Source organism: Rhodococcus sp. DMU1 (assembly GCF_012272955.1).
GTDB classification, from domain to species: Bacteria; Actinomycetota; Actinomycetes; order Mycobacteriales; family Mycobacteriaceae; genus Rhodococcus; species Rhodococcus aetherivorans.
In genome coordinates, this window is record NZ_CP050952.1 from 2,073,929 (window position 1) to 2,091,560 (window position 17,632).

Genomic DNA, 17,632 nt, shown 5'->3' on the forward strand with positions numbered 1-17,632 from the left:
CCCGGGTTTTCTGGAACAGTGGAGGGGTCCGGACGCCACGAGGAGGTCCCGATGTCCGACGACCCGCAGTTCCCGGTCGGGTTCGAACCGGCCGCGCAGCGCCGCGAGCGGATGGCCGCGCAGGTGCGCCGCTGGTGCGAGCAGCACCGGCTCGACGGCCGGCATGCCCCGCTGTCGGACGCCGCCGCTCTCTGCCTGGCCGCCGGCCACCTCGACGACGAGACCCGCGACATCCTGGCCCGGCGCCGCCGGATCGGCCGCGGCCTGCCCACGCTCGGCGGGTTCGGCGCGTTGCGCCATCTCACGGACGAGCACGCCCGCCTCACGGTGCGAGCCGCCGACCTGCGCCCCGGCGCCGCCCGGCTGGTGTTCGAGTACCGGGCGGGGGAGCTGGCCAAGCGGCTGCGCAACGCCCACTACACGCTCACCGTGTCCGGCCGGCACTACGCGCAGGGCGTGCGGGCCGTGCGGCGGGAACGGCGCGACGGCGTGCACCTCGACCCGCACCAGCGTGACGCCCTGTTCGCGGCGCTGCAGCGCACGCCCGCGCCGATCCCCGAGAGAACGACCGATCAGGTGCGCGGCGCCGTGCTCGGCGTGGCCGTGGACCGGGTGACGCGCTGGTCCGACGGCACCGCGGCGGCCGCGGTGGGACGTCGCGCCGCCGACGCCCTCGGCCGGCAGGTGCCCGACGGCGACGATCACTTCGTCGACCGGTACGACACCCTGCTGTTCCTCGCCGGCACCCTGTTCGACCGGATCGAAGGCTCCACGGCCTGGCGGTCGGACCACCTCGCGGTGCAGCGGTCCCAGCTCGATCTCGCCGACGAGCTGACGCAGATCGCCGTGGACGCCGTGACGTTGCGGGGCCTGCTCGCCGAACTCTCCGACGCCCGGCGCGCGGCGCCGTCCGCTCGCGCGGCCGTCGACGCGCGCATCGCCGCGCTCGCACCGGTGTGGGATCAGCTTCTCGACCGGGTGGCGGCACTGGCCCGCATCGGCGAACTGCTCACCGTCGCCGAGGTCCAGCTGCGCACGGCCGAGGTCGAGGCACGCACCGCGAGCCTCGACGAGCGGATCGACTCCCTCATCGGCCGATCGGGAGCGCGGGAGTTGTCCGCCGACAACACCCACTTCGTCGGCGACCAGTTCGGGATCGCGGCAGAGCTGATGGGTTCGCTCCGGTCGGAGCTGAGGGGCGACATCGCGGAGCTCACCGCGCGGGAGTGAGGCCGCCCGCGCGTCGATTGTCAGCTGTCACAGCCCAGCTCCTCGGTGATTCCGACGTCGCCCGACGGCACTGCTTCTCGTGCGGGCGGTGCTGTAGCTTTCACGCGTTCTCGAGCGAAATCGACTGGGGGTGAACGGGTGCTGCGCAGTGTGTCGAGATGCACGGCGCCGAGATGCACGGTGCCGAGACCCACGGTGCCGGCGTGCACGGCCCGGAGGTCGGGGATGCTCCTGGCGGCGACGGTGCTCGCCGTCGCCGGCTGCGGCGGGTCCGGCGGCACGGTCCGGGTGCAGGACGATCCGATCCTCGAGGCGGAGTTCGACACGGTCCTGCTGACCGGCGAACCCCGCACCCTCGCCTCCGTGGCCGAGGACGCCGGTCTGTCGCCGGGGTCGTGGGACCGCATGTACCGCTTCTCGCTGCCCCTGCTGATGAGCTCGATCAACCGGGATCTCGGCCTGACGGGCACCGTGTGGGAGAACCTCCCCGACACCGCGGGGCAGGGCCTGATCGTCTTCATGTCCGACGGCGCCGTCGTCCGTGCCGCCGTCGACCGGGCACCCGTCGTCGAGGTCGACGGGTACGGCACCCCCGAGGCGCTGGTCGAGGCGGCCCCGGACCGGCTCACGATCGTCTCCGGCCACTGACCGACCCGGTGTGACATCCCCCCGTCCGATTCGAGGTCCAAGGACCCGTTCCGAACGGGCGCGAACGATGGGACGCTGAGACCGGCAGACACCCATCGGCGAAAGGGCCGAAGCAATGAAGGCACTGGTGTTCCACGGTCCGGGCAAGCGCGTCTGGGAGGACGTTCCCGACCCCCGAATCCAGGACCCCACCGACGCGATCGTCCGCGTCGACGCGGTCACCATCTGCGGCACCGACCTGCACATCCTCGGCGGCGACGTCCCCGAGGTGACCGACGGGCGCATCCTCGGGCACGAGGCCGTCGGCACCGTCGTCGAGGTCGGGCCGGGCGTGCAGAACCTCGCGCCCGGCGACCGGGTCCTCGTCTCGTGCATCACCTCGTGCGGGCGCTGCCGCTTCTGCCGCGAGGGCCGCTACGGCCAGTGCCTCGGGGGCGGGGGCTGGATCCTCGGCCACCTCATCGACGGCACCCAGGCCGAACTCGTGCGAGTCCCGTTCGCCGACAACTCGACCCACCGTGTACCCGAGGGCGTGAGCGACGAGCAGATGCTCATGCTCGCCGACATCCTGCCCACCTCCTACGAGGTCGGCGTGCTCAACGGATGCGTGCGGCCCGCCGACGTCGTCGTCATCGTCGGCGCCGGACCGATCGGTCTTGCCGCGATCCTCGCCACCCGGCTGCTGAGCCCGAGCCACGTCGTCGCGGTCGATCTCGCCGACAGCCGCCTCGAGGCCGCCAAGGCGTTCGGCGCCGACGTCGTGGTCAACGGCGGGCGCGACGACGTCGCCGCGGTGGTGCGCGACCTCACCGGCGGCCTCGGCGCCGACGTCACCATGGAGGCCGTCGGAGTGCCGGCGACGTTCGAACAGGCCGTCGAGCTGGTCCGGCCGGGTGGCCATGTCGCCAACATCGGCGTCCACGGCGCGCCCGCCACCCTGCACCTGGAGAGCATCTGGATCAAGGACCTCACCATCACCACCGGCCTGGTCGACACCTACTCGACGCCGACCCTGATCGGCCTGGTCCGCAGCGGCAAACTCGACACCTCGCCGATGATCACCCACCGGTTCGCACTCGACGAGTTCGAGGAGGCCTACGACGTCTTCGGCCGCGCGGGTGAGACCGGTGCGCTCAAGGTGCTGCTGACGGGCAGCCGGTAACCTGGCGCGGCTGCGCTCGCTGCTTCACCCGCGCCGCCACAGGCGAGCGAATGTATCGTTCCGTCGGACTACCGAGGTGAGCGATACATTCGCTCGGGCCGCGCTCATTCGTGAGTTGCCGCGATTCCGAGTTCGGCTGCGGCGGAAGTAAAGTCCGGGTCGAAGAGCAGGAAGCTCAGCAGGTCGCCGTGGTCCTCGCGTGTTCCCCCGGCGAGGCGACCCAGGACCGACAGCCACGGATGGCGCAGACCGCCGACGCCCGCGGCCTTCCTGCTGTACACGTCGTACGCGAGCCGGCCGAGGTCGTACGCCTGATCGAGCGACGGGCCCGCGAACCGCACCCGGATCTCCCGATCCGATGTCACGTCCGCGCTGTCCACTCCGGCTGCACGGATGCGCATCAGCCGGTCGTTACGGACCTCGAGTTGGTGGAGGTCTTCGATCATGCGGTCCGAGAGGAGGGCGCGCAGGATCAGCGCGGCGGCACCGAATACGTCGGGCGGTTCCTCGTCGCCGGGCACGAGGTCGGCGGCAGGCCGTTCGATCCAGTGCCGCGGCTGGGTCGCGACGACTCCGAGGGTGTCCGCGCCGAAGGCGAGGGCCGGTTTCAGCGGGGTGTTGAGCTGCAGACCGCCGTCGGCGTACCAGCCTGCCCACGCCGCCGGTTCGGTGACCCGGACGGGCCGGAACAGCACCGGCACCGCCGCCGATGCCAGCACGTGCTCGACGGTCAGTTCCGTTTCGACGTAGGTGATGTTGCGATGTTCGTCGTAGGGAGGTAGCGGCACAGACGAGTGCTTCTCGACGAAGACCACGGTGCCGCGGGTGGCGACCGACGTTGCGGTCACCGCGACCGCCCCGATGGCGCCGCTGCGGATGTTGGCGTGCAGGTCCTCCCAGCAGATGAGAGAGTCCAGCAGGTCGTGCATGCGCTCGGTGTCGAGAAGGCTCGGTAGCGTGACGTCCAGACCGGCGGCCTGACCGAGGTAGCGCAGGCCCGTGCCGACCAGCGTCCCCACGGGGCCGAAGACGTCGTCCAGTCCCACCGTCGACCACAGGCTCACGATCCTGTGGGTTGCGGCCTTGTACCCGTCCCCGGCGAAGGCGGCCAACGCGACGACGTTCAGTGCGCCGGCGCTGGTTCCCACCAGAATCGGGGGGTGCTCCGACCTCGGCAGGTGCGGCAGCAGCGATGCGATAGCTCCGGCCTCGTACGCGCCCCGGGCGCCCGCGCCGGATACCACCAGACCTACGGTTTCGCTCACGGTCGTCCCCCTCACGACGAGCACGTGCGTACATCGGAGAACGATACGCGCCGGTGCGGCGCCGAATGCGTGATCCGCAGGAGGCGGACGAGGGGCGCGACGAGCACATCCTCGCCCCGTCGGCAGCGCTCACGGGCATCCGGCCGGGGGCGCCGGATCCGTCCGCCGATCGGTTGCGTGTCGGTGTCGTGCCTGCGGACGAGTGTGGCCGAGACTGGGCCTGTGTCCGATATCGGCGGTGTGGAAGCGGTGGTGTTCGACCTGGACGGTGTGCTGGTCGACTCCGAACCGCTGTGGGAGCAGGTGCGCCGGCAGGTCGTGGCCGAGCACGGGGGTCGGTGGACTGCCGACGCGCAGAGCCGATTGATGGGCATGAGTACCCCGGAGTGGTCGAGGTATCTCAGCGACGGTCTCGGTGTCGACCTGCCGCCCGACGACGTGGCAGCGCTGGTCATCGATCGCATGGGCGCTCGCTACGCCGACCGGCTGCCGCTGATTCCGGGTGCGGTCGAGGCGGTGCGCGCGATGGCGGCGCGGTGGCCGCTCGGGCTGGCCAGCTCGTCCCCGCAGGCTCTGATCGACGGCGTGCTCGACGCCGCAGCGCTGGGAGACGTGTTCACCGTGGCGTTGTCCACCGAAGGTGTGGCGCGTGGGAAGCCGGCACCCGACATCTACCTGACGGTGGCCGAGCGACTCGGGATGGACCCGGCTCGGTGTGCGGCGGTGGAGGATTCCAGCAACGGGCTGCGGTCGGCGGCGTCGGCCGGCATGCGGGTGATCGCGATTCCCCATCCCCGGTACCCACCCGACCCGGATGCGCTCGCCCTCGCAGGACTCGTGCTGCCCGGCTTGGACAGTCTCACCCCGGCCGCGGTGGCAGCGATGAGGTGAGAGGTGGATGTCGGGGCCCTGCCCCGGTGCAGCCGGTCTCGCCCCTATGCCGGCGGACTCGGCGGACCGCCGACCGGCTGACCCGAAACACGTTTGGGAAGAACGGGAGTGGGAGCCGGGACCGCGCAGGGTGCGAATTGCGCGGCCCGGAACAGGTTGTCGGCGACGCACTCGCCGTCGACACCGGCGGGGACGGAACCGGCGACGAGACCGCGGACCTCCCGGTACAGCGCGGTGGTGTGTTCGACGGCGAGCTGCACCGCGAGCTGGTGATACGTCGTGCCGGGATATCCGGGGACCGGCTCACGACCGCGGAGCGTGCCCGGATCGTCCTTGTTCAGGGTCAGGTGACACTCCTCGAACGGGGCGGGCGGGGCGGGCGGGCCCTCGGCCGGTGGGACGGACGACCCGGCCGGGGGAGCGGGTGGACCGCTCGGGCAGCCGTCGAGGCCGTTCGCCGGGGTCAGCTCGAAGTATCCGGTGTGTAGTCCGGCCGGAAGAGCGGCGGGAGCGCACGTCGGAAAGATCGGAGCGAGCCCCGGTGCCCGATCCGTGCCGACGGCCAGCTCGACCCAGTTCGAATGGGAGTAGAAGTCGGCGAGTGCGTGGGTCAGGCCGCCGAAGGCGCTGCGGGCCGCGAAGCCGTTCGCGGAGGTGCGGAACTCCGGCGGGCCGGTGGGTTGCGCACCGGCGATCACGGCGGGCACGAAGAAGTTCCACGCGTCCCGGGCACGGTCGCAGACGTCCGCCGGTCGCGCGGCGTTGTCGAAGTGCCGGAAGGCGTCGCCCTGGAACAGGTCGCTGCCTTCGTTGCCGGTGCCGGTGAGGAGGCTTCCGGTGATCTCGGCGAGCGCCGGGTCGTCGACGCCCCCGTCGGTGGTGGCCGGGGGCAGCGCTGCACGCAGGATCGCGCCGTGGATGTCGGGCGCGAAGGCCAGCGCGTTCGGCGGCATCGACACGGACAGTAGTGCAGCGGCGGCAACCGTCACGATCGTCGACAGACCGGGGCGGGGAAGCAGTGTCATGGGTACTCCGCAGTCGTTGGGTCGTGGCAGTCGTTGGTGGTGGCAGTCGTGGGTCGTGAGCACCGCGCTGCTTCCGGCGATGCCGCGTTCGTTACCGGTGGTGGCCTCCTCCGAATATCCCCCTCGGCGGCGATCGTCGCCGGGGAATTCGGGATCATCGCAGAGCCTGCCCGGCCGGCACCCCGAACGGCCGCACGAGTACGGCACCCCAGTCCCGCCACGGCGGGCACCGTGGGGGAGGCCGCCCGTTCAGGAAGCGGATCGCCGCGTCCTCGAATGCCGCCGATCTGGGCAGGTACGGGTGGGCGACGCGGGCCGGGCACCCGTTTCGCTCGACGTCGAGCCGCCAGTCGTCCGGCATCAGGGGCAGATCGGTGGCCGCGGGGAGGCTCGTTGCTCGTACCGTTGCGGGAAGTGGCTGAGCGAGGATGGATTCCGCGGCTCCCGCCGTGCCGAGCAGTTCCCGCGCGGCGGGGGTGTCCGGGTCGAAGTGGAACCGGACCAGGTCGGTGGCCGGAGCGGCGGCACGCAGCAGGTCGCCGAAGACGCGGCCGGGCGCGTTCACGTGCGGTGGGGGATAGCCGGTCGGGGTGCTCGGGAACGGGCCGACCAGCAGCAGCGCATCGACGTCGACCCGTCCGGTGGCGACGGCCTCCCACACCACCCACACGGCGTGCGAATGCGCGGCCACCACCAGCGGACGAGGCAGCGCGGACGCCTGCTCGACGAACAGATCGACCTGCTCGTGGAACGGACGCTGGGTGTCGCTCGGCTCGTAGGGGGCACCCGTGCGGATCGGGCAGGTCGCGTCTCGCTGCGGCTGCCCGTCGCCCGGTCCGGCATACGAGAAGTAGTACACCTGCTCGCAGCGGTAACCGAGGCGGTGCACGTCCGTCGCGTGGATCGCGCCCCGCCCCGACGCCGAGTTGATCCCCGACAGGATCAACAGCGAACCCGGCTGCGGCGGGCCGGGTTCCGGCTCGTCGTACCCGCGGGTCGCGACGAATACGAGCGACGCGGCGGCGAGCACCGCGACGAGCGCGGTCAGGACCGCCCCCGGCCGGCGCAGCGCCGGGCGGCCCATCGCCCGGATCGCCAGGCCGGTCGCGACGGCCGAGACCGGGACGAGCGGCACGGTCAGGACCGGGACCAGTTCGGCCACGGCACCCAGCGCCAGGATCACCGCGCAGTACGGCAGCATCACCTCGACGCGCAGCCCCCGCCGCCAGGTCAGCGCGACGGCCGCGCGCAACCGGGATCCGCCCTGCCACGGCACCGGGCCGAGCGTGAGCACCAGCACCCCGATCAGGGCGACGGCGGGCCAGAACAGCCGGGAGTACAGGACCGCGGAGGCGGTGGCGTCGGCGAACGCCGCCAGCAGCACCGGCCCGAACGCGACCGTGTAGAACAGGGCCGCGAAGCGCAGGCGGCGGGCGTCGAGGCCGCCCAGGAGCCACGCCATGAGCGCCACCCTGGCTGCGGCCACCCCGGCGAGCAACACCAGGAACGCCGGCCACGACGATGCCTGCGACAGCAGGATCCGCAGGTCGGTGAATTGATCCAGCGGCGGCAGCGCCACCAGGTGGATGAGCCCCGGCCAGGTCGGGACCGCGTTCGTCGCGGCGAGGAGCACGACGAGCGCCGCCGCGGCCGCGAGCGGCCACCACCGCCTCCACCGTCCCTCTCGCACTCGCGGGCTCCCGTCGCCGACTACCTCGAATCTAGGGGGTGCGCCGGTGCCCGGCGCCGGATTCGTCCGGCTCCCGGTGTACTTTGCTGAGCGAACGAGTAGCGAGTGTGCTGGGGGTGTGGTGTGGCGCGGGTGATCGCGACGATCAATCTGAAGGGCGGCGTCGGCAAGACCACGACGACGGCCGCCCTCGCGGAGTTCATGGCCGCCGAATTCGGGCAGCGGGTGCTGCTGATCGACCTGGACCCGCAGACCAACCTCACCACGATGATGATCGGGGAGGAGCGCTGGCAGGAGCTCAACCAGCTCGACCGCACCCTCGCCACGCTGTTCCGCGGCGCCGTCGATCCCGACGCCCCCGCCTTCGACATCGAGAAGGCCCTCCAGCGCGACGTCTCACCCGTGCGCGCCGTCAAGAACGTCGACCTGCTCGCCTCGTCGCTGGATCTGATGGACATCCAGGAGGGACTGAGCCACCAGCAGTACGCCGACCCGAAGTCCACCCGGCCCCTCGAGGTGCTGCTGCACGCGATCACCCCGATCGCCGACCGGTACGACTACATCCTCGTCGACTGCCCGCCCAACCTCGGCATGCTCACCCAGAACGGTCTGCGGCTGGCGAACGGCTACCTCATTCCGACCATCCCCGACATCCTCTCGACCTACGGCATTCCCCAGCTGCAGACCCGGGTGCGGGCGTTCGCCGAGCGGACGGGACATCCCATCCGCGAGATCGGCCTCGTCATCACCAAGTACCGGAGTGCGTCGAACCTGCACCGCAGCATCATCGAACAGCTGCAGCGCGACGAGCGGATCGCGAACGTCGTGCCGGCGTGGATCCCCGAGGCCAACCAGATCGCGCAGTCCGCGGAGTTCGTCCCGTACGGCACCCTCAAGCGCAAGTACGGCAACTCCGGGCAGTTCGACGCCCTGCGCATGCTGACCGAGGACGTCCTGATGAACGCGCAGGTGCTGCTGTGACCGGCACCGTCGACCGCGACGAGGCCCGCCTCCGAGTGCAGATCGGGGAGGCGAGCGCCGCGCTGCTGCGGCTGCAGGGATCGAGCCCCGCCGCCGCGACCGCCCTGGTGCGGCTGGTGCAGGTGATCGCCGACGAGGCCGCCCGCACCCCGCGGTTCGCGCACGCCCTCGCCTCGGCACTCACCGCGCCGGGAGAGGCGCCGTCGCCCGCCCCGGCACCGCGGAAGGCCCCCGCCGCGCGGCGCGGCACACGCGCCCCGGGGCCGTTCGACCCGTTCGCCGCGTTCCGCGACGGCGGCGAGGCCGGCCTACGCGCGAAGCTGGCGCCGCTGGACGTCGAGCAGCTCAAGGACATCGTCGCCGAGCACGCGATGGACTACGACCGCCTCGCCATGCGCTGGCGCACGCCGAAGAAGTTGCAGGACAGGATCGTCGATCGGGTCAAGGCACTCACGACGAAGGGCGACGCCTTCCGCTGACGGCGCAACCGGATCGCGGAGCGGCGCCGGTCAGGGTGTCCGTGTCCGTCGATCTACTTCCTTCTCGACGGCGACGGCGAGGTCGTGGACGACCCTGGAGTGCCATTGCTTGTGAGCCGCGAGGTCCGCGGCGAGCGCATGGCAGTCCGGGCATTCCTGTGCGGCGCTGTTCTGCTGGGTGTGCTCCATGGTGTTGCACCTCCTGGAAGAGATATCCGCCTCCACCGTGGCACGGATGCGGAACGTAGTCCACGATTGCGTGCCCGCCGATCCTGTGCGTGCCGGCGGCTTGCTCCCTCCAGCGCGTGCCTGCCCCCGTTGTGGCGGGACCGAGGGGGTGCACGGTGCACAGTACGGGTGCAGGCTCCGGGGCCGGGCAGCGGATACCGTGACGTCCGTGAAGACGGTAGGGGTCGACCTCGCGGCGGAGCCGGCGAAGACGGCGGTCGCCACCGTCGCCTGGGAGCACGGCACCGCGACGGTGCAGGAGCTACGGCTCGGCGCGACCGACCCGGACGTCGTCAACGCGGTGGCCGCCGCGGACCGGACCGGCATCGACGCGCCGTTCGGGTGGCCCGACGCGTTCGTGGACTTCGTCGGCGCGCACCATCGCCTCGAGTACTCGCGCGAACGCGCCCTGAGCAGCCGAGCCGGACGGCTCCCGCTGGTGCGGCGGTTGACCGACCGCGTGGTGCATGCCGGGACGGGAATCGTCCCGTTGAGCGTGTCCGCGGATCTCATCGCCCATGTGGCGCTGCGGTGTGCGGGTCTGCTCGCGGAACTCGATGCCGTCGGGGTGGATGTCGACCGCGTCGACGGAACGGTGGTCGAGGTGTATCCCGCTGCTGCGCTGCAGGGCTGGGGCCTGCCGTTCAAGGGATACAAGAGCGCGAAGAACCGCGAGGCGCGGGCCGCATCGGTGGCCGCACTGGAACGCGCCCTTCCGGGACTGAGGCTCGGCGGCTTCCGGGACCTCTGTGTGGCCTCCGACGACGCGTTCGATGCGGTGGTCGCCGGCCTCGTCGCCCGAGCGGCAGCGCTCGGAAGAACCGTCCGGCCCGATGCGGCGCAGCGCGCCGTCGCGGTCCGGGAGGGGTGGATCCATCTGCCGCTGTGCGGAATCCGTGAGCTGCTCTGAGTTTCGGAGATGATCGGCGACGCTCGCCCTCCGCCGCTACCCTGCACGCAACGAGAGGAGCCGCATGGACCCGGTGATCCGGATATCGGACGAGGTGCGCGACGCCGTCGCAGCCCGCCGGCCGCTGGTGGCCCTGGAATCGACGATCTTCACCCACGGCCTGCCGCGCCCCCGCAACCTCGAGGTGGCGCTCGAGGCGGAGGCGCGGTTGCGGGAGGCGGACGTCGTCCCCGCCACCGTCGGCGTGCTTCGCGGCGTCCCCACCGTGGGGCTGTCCACCGACGAGATCGCCGACCTCGCGACGGCGGAGACGGTGACGAAGCTGAGTGTGCGCGACCTGCCGATCGCCGTGGCGCGACGACTGTCCGGCGGCACCACCGTTGCCGCCACGGCGCTGCTCGCACACCGCGGCGGGGTCGAGGTCTTCGCGACGGGCGGGCTGGGCGGCGTGCACCGCGGCGCGCAGAGCACCTTCGACGAGTCCGCCGACCTGGTCGCCCTGTCCACCGTGCCGATCCTCGTCGTCAGCGCCGGCGTCAAGTCGATCCTCGACATCCCGGCCACGCTGGAGCGGCTCGAGACCCTGAGCATTCCGGTCGTCGGCTACCGCACGACCAGCTTCCCCGGCTTCTACATCCGCGACAGCGGCTGCCCGCTCGAACATTCCGTCGGGTCGCCGGCCGAGGTCGCCGCCCTTGTCCGTGCCCGGGACGCAATCGGCCTGAAAGCCGGTGTCCTGCTTGCGAATCCGGTATCGGAAGACGCCCAGCTCGACCCCGCGCTGCATGCGCGGGTGCTGCACGAGGCCGAGGAGCGGGCCGCGGCGGCCGGAGTGGTCGGCAAGGACACCACGCCGTTCCTGCTCGACCACTTCCACCGCGCGACCGGCGGCCGCAGCCTCGACGTCAATGTCGAGGTCTATCGGGGCAATGTCGCGCTCGGCGGTGCCGTCGCCACGGCGCTCGCCGCCGAACCGCGATAGCCGCCGGCCGGGGTTCCCGCCCGCCGCCTCGAGGGCGGCCGTGCCCGGTGCGCCACCGCGCGTTGACAGCGACTGTGACCTGGGGCACAATCATGCCCACGTCCGGCGGGTGTCGTAACCCCGCCGTAATCGGCCGTCGTGCCGCGACCCGTCATGGGTCCGTTCTGTAAATCTCTTGTTACACACGGGATTTCTGGTGTCGTTCGACCCTTGCGGGCCGGTGAATACCCCTCCTGGGAGGGATACCGAGCCCCGTGCGGCCCGGCCAGGATTAACCCGACGCGAACGCAATCCGACGCGATCGGAAACCGCCCGAACCTCGGGCGACGACGAACGATCCCGCCACGTGACGCCTCGGCGAAAGGGCAAGAGCCATGACCGTGAGTTCCACCCACTCGTACGACGAGCTGGTGCAGCACGACCGGGTGCACCGCACGCTGTACACCGACCCGTCGATCTTCGACGACGAGATGCGCCGCGTCTTCGGCCGCACCTGGGTGTACCTCGCGCACGAGAGTCAGGTCCCCACTCCCAACAGCTACCGCACCGGCTACCTGGGTCTGCGCCCCATCATCGTCACCCGAGACCGGGCCGGCGAGCTGCACGCCCTGTTCAACCGCTGCACCCACCGGGCCGCCACCGTCTGCCGCGACGAGAGCGGCACCGCCAAGAACTTCCAATGCCCGTATCACGGATGGACTTTCAAGAACACCGGGCAGCTCGTGGGGGTGCCGTGGCCCGACGCGTACGGACCGGACTTCGAGCGCACCGACCTGAACCTCGGCGTGGTGCCGAGGGTGGAGAGCTACCGCGGCTTCGTCTTCGGCACCCTCAACGCCGATGCGCCGCCGCTCGCCGAGCATCTCGGCCCGGTCCGCGAACCCCTCGACTACTGGATCGACCGCGCCCCGGGTGGCGAGGTGTTCCTCCGCAACTCCGCGCACCGCATGGTCTACCGCGGCAACTGGAAGCTGGCGTACGACAACGCCGGCGACGGATACCATCCGGCGTTCTCGCACCGCTCCCTGCTGCAGATGGCCGAACGGCTCGGCGAGTCCAAGGACATGACGTACTTCGGCCGCACCCCCGACCGCGGCCCCATGTACGTGCAGTACCTCGGCAACGGACACACCTTCATCGACCAGCGCCCCAGCTACGACGGCCCCGGCGCGTTCTGGGCCAACCAGCGCCCGCAACCCGGGCGGGAGGTGTTCGAGGAGCTGATCCGCAGCGAGTACCCCGACGACGCGCTGCGCTACCTCGACCTGACCGTCGGCGCCCAGATCAACCTCAACATCTTCCCGAACCTGCTCATCATCGGGAACCAGGTGCAGGTGATCGAGCCGCTCGCCGTGGACCGTACCCAGCTCACCTGGTACGCCACCACCGTCGGCGGTGTCCCGGACGAGGTCAACGTCCTGCGCATGCGCACCCAGGAGGACTTCCCGGCCTTCGGCGAGCCCGACGACCAGGCCAACTTCGAGGAGGCCCAGCGCGGCCTGAGCATCCCGGAGGTCGAATGGGTGCAGATGAACCGCGGATTCGGTGTGGAGGGCCGGCAGAAGGTCGACGCCGACGGCGTCGTGACCGGGCCGGTGACCGACGAGCTGCACATGCGCGGCTACTACCAGGAATGGCTCCGGCTGATGAGCCGGTGAAGGGACACGACAGATGACCGTGCAGAGCAACGAACGCCACGACACTTCCCGGTACTCGTACTACCTGGACTCCGCCTACTACGACCACCTGGCCGAGCTGATGGGGGCCTGGCAGGAGGACTGGAGCGAACCCGATCCGCGGGTGCGCTCCGAGGTCGAGAACCTGCTCTACCGGGAGGCCCGCCTGATCGACGACGGCCGCTTCAACGACTGGGTGGAGCTGTTCACCGACGAATGCCTCTACTGGGTGCCCACCACCCCCGGCGGCGGCGACCCCCGGCGCGAGGTGTCCCACGCCTTCGACGACCGTCGCCGGCTGATGGACCGGATCTACTGGCTGCGCACCGGACTCGCGTTCTGCCAGATCCCGTCGTCGCGCACCCGGCGGCTCGTCACCAACGTCGAGGTCCTCGACACACCCGACCGCCGGCTCGTGCGATCGAACTTCCTGATCACCGAGTTCCGGGCGGGCACGACCAAGACGTACGCCGGCTGGTGCGGGCACGAACTCGTCCGCCGGGACGAGCAGTGGCGGATCGCGGTCAAGCAGGGCAACCTCGTCGACTGCGAACACGGCCACGAGAACCTGACCCTCGTCCTCTGACGGGCCCGCCATGACCGACAACACCGAACTCGACCGCCTGCGCGCCGAGGTGGACCGGCTCACGCGGCGCGTCGACCGCCTCGACCGCGAGCTCGCCGCCCACCGGCAGGTCGCCGACGCGATCCGGCGCGCGCAGTTCTGGGACTTCACCCCCTACGAACTCGTCCCGGACGGCAGCTGGATCGCCGTCGACCGCGCCGACGCCGTCGCCCTGCTGCGCGCCCTCGCCGCCACCGACCACTGGCGACCGTGGACACACACTCTGGAACCCCGAGGTGCCGTATGAAACCCCTGCTCGTCGTCGCCCACGTCGACGACCCCGACCTGACCGTCCTCGGCGACGTCGTGCGCGATCACGGCGTCCCGATCCGGATCGTCCGCCCCTTCCGCGGCGACGTGCTGCCCGCGCCGGACGAGGCCGCCGCGGTGATCTGCCTGGGCGGTAAGGAGTCCGCCGACGACCCGCACGACTACCTGCTGCGCGAACGGGACTTCCTGCGCACCGCCGCGGCCACCGACGTGCCCACGCTCGGGATCTGCCTCGGCTCCCAACTGCTCGCCCTCGCGCTCGGCGGCACGGCGGTGCGCGGCAGCGACCGTGCCGAGGTCGGCTTCGTCGACGTCACCGCCTGCGGGGCGGGGCTGGATCACCCCGTCGATTTCACCGGCACCCGGTTCTCCTTCCACTGGGACACCTTCCAGCTGCCGCCCGACGTGACCGTCCTGGCCCGGTCCCGGGACTTCGTGCAGGCCTTCGCGTTCCGCTCCGCCATCGGGGTGCAGTACCACCCCGAGAGCTCCGTCGACGGCATCGCCGGGCTCATGGCCGGCGAGCCGGACAAGGTCCGCGCCGCCGGCGCCGACCCCGACGAAATCCGTTACAAGGCACCGGAGTTCGCCGATCCCTCCCGTGATCACCTCGCCGACCTCGTCGAGCACCTGCTCGCCCCGGCGCTGTGCCCGAGTCCCGGAGCCGGTCATGAACACTGACGCCGACCTGCTCATCCTCGGTGCCGGCCCCACCGGCCTGTACGCCGCCTACTACGCCCGCATCCGCGGCCTGCGCACCGTCGTCGTCGACGCGCTCCCCGAGCTCGGCGGCCAGGTCGCCGCGCTCTACCCGGAGAAGGAGATCTACGACGTCGCCGGCCTGCCCGCGGTGAAGGGCAAGGACCTCGTCCGGCAGCTCGTCGAGCAGGCCGGCGACGACGTCGAGTACCTCCTCGGCCGGCAGGCCGTGGACCTCGATCGCGACGGCGACGTGCTCACCGTCCGCACCGACGACGACGAGCGCATCCGCACCCGCGCCGTCCTCGTCGCCGGTGGCATCGGGTCCTTCCGGCCCCGGCCCCTCGACGCCGCCGACAGGTACGCCGGGCGCGGCGCCGCGTACTTCGTCACCGACCTCGGCGACTACCGCGACCGCGACGTCGTGGTCGTCGGCGGCGGGGACTCGGCCCTCGACTGGGCGCTCGCCCTCCATCCGATCGCCGGGTCCGTCACCCTCGTGCACCGCCGCGACCGCTTCCGCGCGCACGCCGCGTCGGTGGACGAACTGCGCCGCCGCGGTGCGACCATCCACACCAACGCCGAGGTCACCGCCGCACACGGCACCGACAGTCTCGAACTCGTCGAGGTCCTGCGCCACGAACACGGCGACACCGTGCGGCTGCCGGCGCAGAAGCTGATCGCCGCGCTCGGCTTCACCGCCCAGCTCGGGCCGCTGCGCACCTGGGGCCTCGAACTCCACGGTCAGCACATCGTGGTCGGCCGTGACATGGCCACCAACGTCCCCGGCGTCTACGCCGCCGGCGACATCGCCGAGTACCCCGGCAAGGTGCGGCTGATGTCCGTCGGCTTCGGTGAGGCCGCGACCGCCGTCAACCACATCGCGCACCGCATCGACGACGATGCGCCGCTGTTCCCCGGCCACTCCACCGACGCCGGCCCCGTCCCGAGCTGACGCACCCCCCCCCAGGAGGAACCGTGCCGTACTTCATCGGAGAACCCTGCACCGACGTCATGGACAAGTCGTGCATGGAGGAATGCCCCGTCGACGCCATCTACGAGGGCGCCCGCAAGCTCTACATCCACCCGTTCGAATGCGTCGACTGCGGTGCCTGCCAATCGGTGTGCCCGATGGAGGCCATCTCGAACGACCGCCGGGTGGACGAGACCACCCGCATCCATCTCGAGGACAACGCCGTCTTCTTCAGTTCGGTGCTGCCCGGGCGCGACGTCCCGCTCGGCTCCCCGGGCGGGGCGGTGCACACCGGCCCGATCGGGGTCGACACCCCGCTCGTCGCGGCACGCGACTGACCCCACGAACCCACCCCTCACGGAGGACCGCATGTCCACTTCAGCCAAGTTCGTCGCCCGCCACGCCCTGTACGACGCCGCGCAGCAGGAGGCCGCCGACCGCGCCCGGAACCTTCTCGCGGAGAAGGGCATCGAGATGGTCCGCCTGGCCTGGCCGGATCAGCACGGCCTGATCCGCGGCAAGACGATGACCGTCGACAGCTACCTGGCGGCGCTCGAGTCCGGCACCGAGATCACCATGGCGCCGTTCTTCTTCGACACCGCCAACGCCATCGTCTTCAACCCGTTCAGCCCCGGCGGCGGGTTCGACATGCCCGAGCTGTCCGGCAGCCCGAACCTCACCATGGTTCCGGACCCCACCACCTTCCGGGTGCTGCCGTGGGCGCCGGACACCGGCTGGGTGCTGTGCGACCTGTACTTCCGCGACGGCAGCCCCTTCCCGTTCTCCCCCCGCAGCATCCTGCGCAACACCCTCGTCCAGCTCGAAAGCGCCGGCTACCACCTGATCACCGGCCTCGAGGTCGAGTGGTATCTCACCCGCGTCCTCGACGACAAGCTCGTCACCGGCTCCCTCGGTGCCCCCGGGATGCCCGCCGACCCGCCGGAGGTCGCGGCCGTCGCCCGCGGCTACAACTACCTCCTCGAATCGCATCTCGACGAGATCGACGACGTGCTGCGCCCGGTGCGACAGGCCGTCACCGCGCTCGGGCTGCCGCTGCGCTCGATCGACGACGAGTGGGCGCCGAGCCAGGTCGAGACCACCTTCGACGTGCTCGAGGGCATGGCCGCCGCGGATTCGATGCTGCTGTTCCGCTCCGCCGTCAAGCAGATCTGCCGCCGCGGTGGCTACCTCGCCTCCTTCATGTCCACCCCGGGCATCCCCGGCTTCTACGCCAGCGGCTGGCACCTGCACACCTCCCTGGTCGACACCGTCACCGGCGAGAACGTCATGGTGCCGGGGGAGGGGGAGCTGCTGTCCGACATCGGCCGGCACTACGTCGGCGGCACCCTGGCCCACGCCGCCGCCGCGTCGCCGTTCATGACGCCCACGATCAACGGGTACCGCCGCCGTCGCCCGTACTCCCTGGCCCCGGACCGGCTGACGTGGGGCCTGGACAACCGGGCCGCGATGATGCGCGTCATCAGCGCCCCCGGTGACAAGGCCTCACATGTCGAGAACCGCGTCGGCGAGCCCGCCGCCAACCCGTACCTGTACATCGCGGCGCAGGCCGCCGCGGGGCTCGACGGCATCAAGAACAAGACCGAGCCGGGTGCCCCGTCGGTGGATCCGTACGCCGCCGACGTTCCGCACCTGCCCACGAGCCTGAAGGAAGGGCTCGCGGCCCTGGGGGCGAGCCGGTTCTACCGGGAGGCGTTCGGCGACCGGTTCGTCGACTACCTCGTCACCATGAAGTCCAGCGAGGTCTCGCGCTACGAAGCGCACCTGGCCGAGCAGCCCGACCCGCAGGGCTACGCCGAGACCGTCACCGAGTGGGAACACCGCGAGTACTTCGAACTCTTCTGACCACCGCTCCACCCACCGGCACAAGGGATGACCGC

19 protein-coding genes are annotated in these 17,632 nt (G+C 71.2%); 15 read left to right on the top strand and 4 right to left on the bottom strand.

The window, feature by feature from the left end; translation table 11 throughout:
• The first annotated feature begins 51 nt into the window (after positions 1-51).
• From HFP48_RS09790 to HFP48_RS09800, 3 genes are all read left to right on the top strand, one after another.
• A complete protein-coding gene (locus HFP48_RS09790; RefSeq protein ID WP_168579414.1) occupies positions 52-1,230 on the top strand; it encodes a hypothetical protein in 1,179 nt (392 codons plus the stop codon).
• Between the two features lie 225 nt (positions 1,231-1,455).
• Positions 1,456-1,878: a hypothetical protein gene (locus HFP48_RS09795; RefSeq protein WP_168579415.1), complete on the top strand. Its 423-nt coding sequence runs from the start codon at positions 1,456-1,458 to the stop codon at positions 1,876-1,878.
• A 115-nt stretch (positions 1,879-1,993) separates the two neighbouring features.
• Positions 1,994-3,040 (top strand): zinc-dependent alcohol dehydrogenase family protein, encoded by a 1,047-nt coding sequence (locus HFP48_RS09800; protein ID WP_029542625.1) that lies wholly within the window; start codon positions 1,994-1,996, stop codon positions 3,038-3,040.
• A gap of 104 nt (positions 3,041-3,144) precedes the next feature.
• Here the strand turns inward: HFP48_RS09800 and HFP48_RS09805 are convergent, their stop codons facing one another.
• Positions 3,145-4,284 carry a patatin-like phospholipase family protein gene (locus HFP48_RS09805; protein ID WP_168580546.1) on the bottom strand — a complete coding sequence of 380 codons (1,140 nt, stop codon included), beginning with the start codon at positions 4,282-4,284 and terminating at the stop codon, positions 3,145-3,147.
• A gap of 243 nt (positions 4,285-4,527) precedes the next feature.
• Between HFP48_RS09805 and HFP48_RS09810 the strand changes: the two genes are divergently transcribed.
• Positions 4,528-5,196 carry an HAD family phosphatase gene (locus HFP48_RS09810; RefSeq protein WP_006941379.1) on the top strand — a complete coding sequence of 223 codons (669 nt, stop codon included), beginning with the start codon at positions 4,528-4,530 and terminating at the stop codon, positions 5,194-5,196.
• 44 nt (positions 5,197-5,240) lie between these two features.
• Here the strand turns inward: HFP48_RS09810 and HFP48_RS09815 are convergent, their stop codons facing one another.
• Complete coding sequence (locus HFP48_RS09815; protein ID WP_210432818.1) at positions 5,241-6,221, bottom strand: hypothetical protein; 981 nt, start codon at positions 6,219-6,221, stop codon at positions 5,241-5,243.
• 154 nt (positions 6,222-6,375) lie between these two features.
• On the bottom strand, positions 6,376-7,911 hold the full coding sequence (locus HFP48_RS09820) for a hypothetical protein (RefSeq protein ID WP_168579416.1): 1,536 nt from the start codon (positions 7,909-7,911) through the stop codon (positions 6,376-6,378).
• Between the two features lie 123 nt (positions 7,912-8,034).
• Between HFP48_RS09820 and HFP48_RS09825 the strand changes: the two genes are divergently transcribed.
• Positions 8,035-8,892 carry an AAA family ATPase gene (locus tag HFP48_RS09825; protein ID WP_043800061.1) on the top strand — a complete coding sequence of 286 codons (858 nt, stop codon included), beginning with the start codon at positions 8,035-8,037 and terminating at the stop codon, positions 8,890-8,892.
• Positions 8,889-9,371, top strand: coding sequence for a hypothetical protein (locus HFP48_RS09830; RefSeq protein ID WP_168579417.1), 483 nt, complete (start codon positions 8,889-8,891; stop codon positions 9,369-9,371). Before HFP48_RS09825 ends, HFP48_RS09830 begins: the two co-directional genes overlap by 4 nt.
• Positions 9,372-9,401: 30 nt before the next feature.
• Here the strand turns inward: HFP48_RS09830 and HFP48_RS09835 are convergent, their stop codons facing one another.
• Positions 9,402-9,560 carry a hypothetical protein gene (locus HFP48_RS09835; protein WP_006944786.1) on the bottom strand — a complete coding sequence of 53 codons (159 nt, stop codon included), beginning with the start codon at positions 9,558-9,560 and terminating at the stop codon, positions 9,402-9,404.
• Positions 9,561-9,768: 208 nt separating this feature from the next.
• Here HFP48_RS09835 and HFP48_RS09840 point away from each other — a divergent pair, with 208 nt between their 5' ends.
• The 9 genes from HFP48_RS09840 to HFP48_RS09880 all read left to right on the top strand — a co-directional run bounded on the left by HFP48_RS09840 (position 9,769) and on the right by HFP48_RS09880 (position 17,597).
• Positions 9,769-10,509 (top strand): DUF429 domain-containing protein, encoded by a 741-nt coding sequence (locus HFP48_RS09840; RefSeq protein ID WP_006944788.1) that lies wholly within the window; start codon positions 9,769-9,771, stop codon positions 10,507-10,509.
• A 64-nt stretch (positions 10,510-10,573) separates the two neighbouring features.
• Positions 10,574-11,491: a pseudouridine-5'-phosphate glycosidase gene (locus HFP48_RS09845; protein WP_168579418.1), complete on the top strand. Its 918-nt coding sequence runs from the start codon at positions 10,574-10,576 to the stop codon at positions 11,489-11,491.
• A gap of 374 nt (positions 11,492-11,865) precedes the next feature.
• Positions 11,866-13,149, top strand: a complete 1,284-nt coding sequence (locus HFP48_RS09850; RefSeq protein WP_168579419.1) for an aromatic ring-hydroxylating dioxygenase subunit alpha — start codon at positions 11,866-11,868, stop codon at positions 13,147-13,149.
• Between the two features lie 13 nt (positions 13,150-13,162).
• Positions 13,163-13,753 (top strand): aromatic-ring-hydroxylating dioxygenase subunit beta, encoded by a 591-nt coding sequence (locus HFP48_RS09855; protein ID WP_168579420.1) that lies wholly within the window; start codon positions 13,163-13,165, stop codon positions 13,751-13,753.
• A 10-nt stretch (positions 13,754-13,763) separates the two neighbouring features.
• Positions 13,764-14,039: a hypothetical protein gene (locus HFP48_RS09860; RefSeq protein WP_029542639.1), complete on the top strand. Its 276-nt coding sequence runs from the start codon at positions 13,764-13,766 to the stop codon at positions 14,037-14,039.
• Entirely contained in the window at positions 14,036-14,743 is a 708-nt protein-coding gene (locus HFP48_RS09865) for a type 1 glutamine amidotransferase (RefSeq protein WP_168579421.1), read from the top strand. Before HFP48_RS09860 ends, HFP48_RS09865 begins: the two co-directional genes overlap by 4 nt.
• Positions 14,733-15,716, top strand: a complete 984-nt coding sequence (locus tag HFP48_RS09870) for an NAD(P)/FAD-dependent oxidoreductase (protein WP_029542643.1) — start codon at positions 14,733-14,735, stop codon at positions 15,714-15,716. Before HFP48_RS09865 ends, HFP48_RS09870 begins: the two co-directional genes overlap by 11 nt.
• A 23-nt stretch (positions 15,717-15,739) precedes the next feature.
• Positions 15,740-16,072: a ferredoxin gene (gene fdxA / locus HFP48_RS09875; RefSeq protein WP_043800072.1), complete on the top strand. Its 333-nt coding sequence runs from the start codon at positions 15,740-15,742 to the stop codon at positions 16,070-16,072.
• 31 nt (positions 16,073-16,103) lie between these two features.
• A complete protein-coding gene (locus HFP48_RS09880) occupies positions 16,104-17,597 on the top strand; it encodes a glutamine synthetase family protein (RefSeq protein ID WP_168579422.1) in 1,494 nt (497 codons plus the stop codon).
• Positions 17,598-17,632 lie beyond the last annotated feature (35 nt).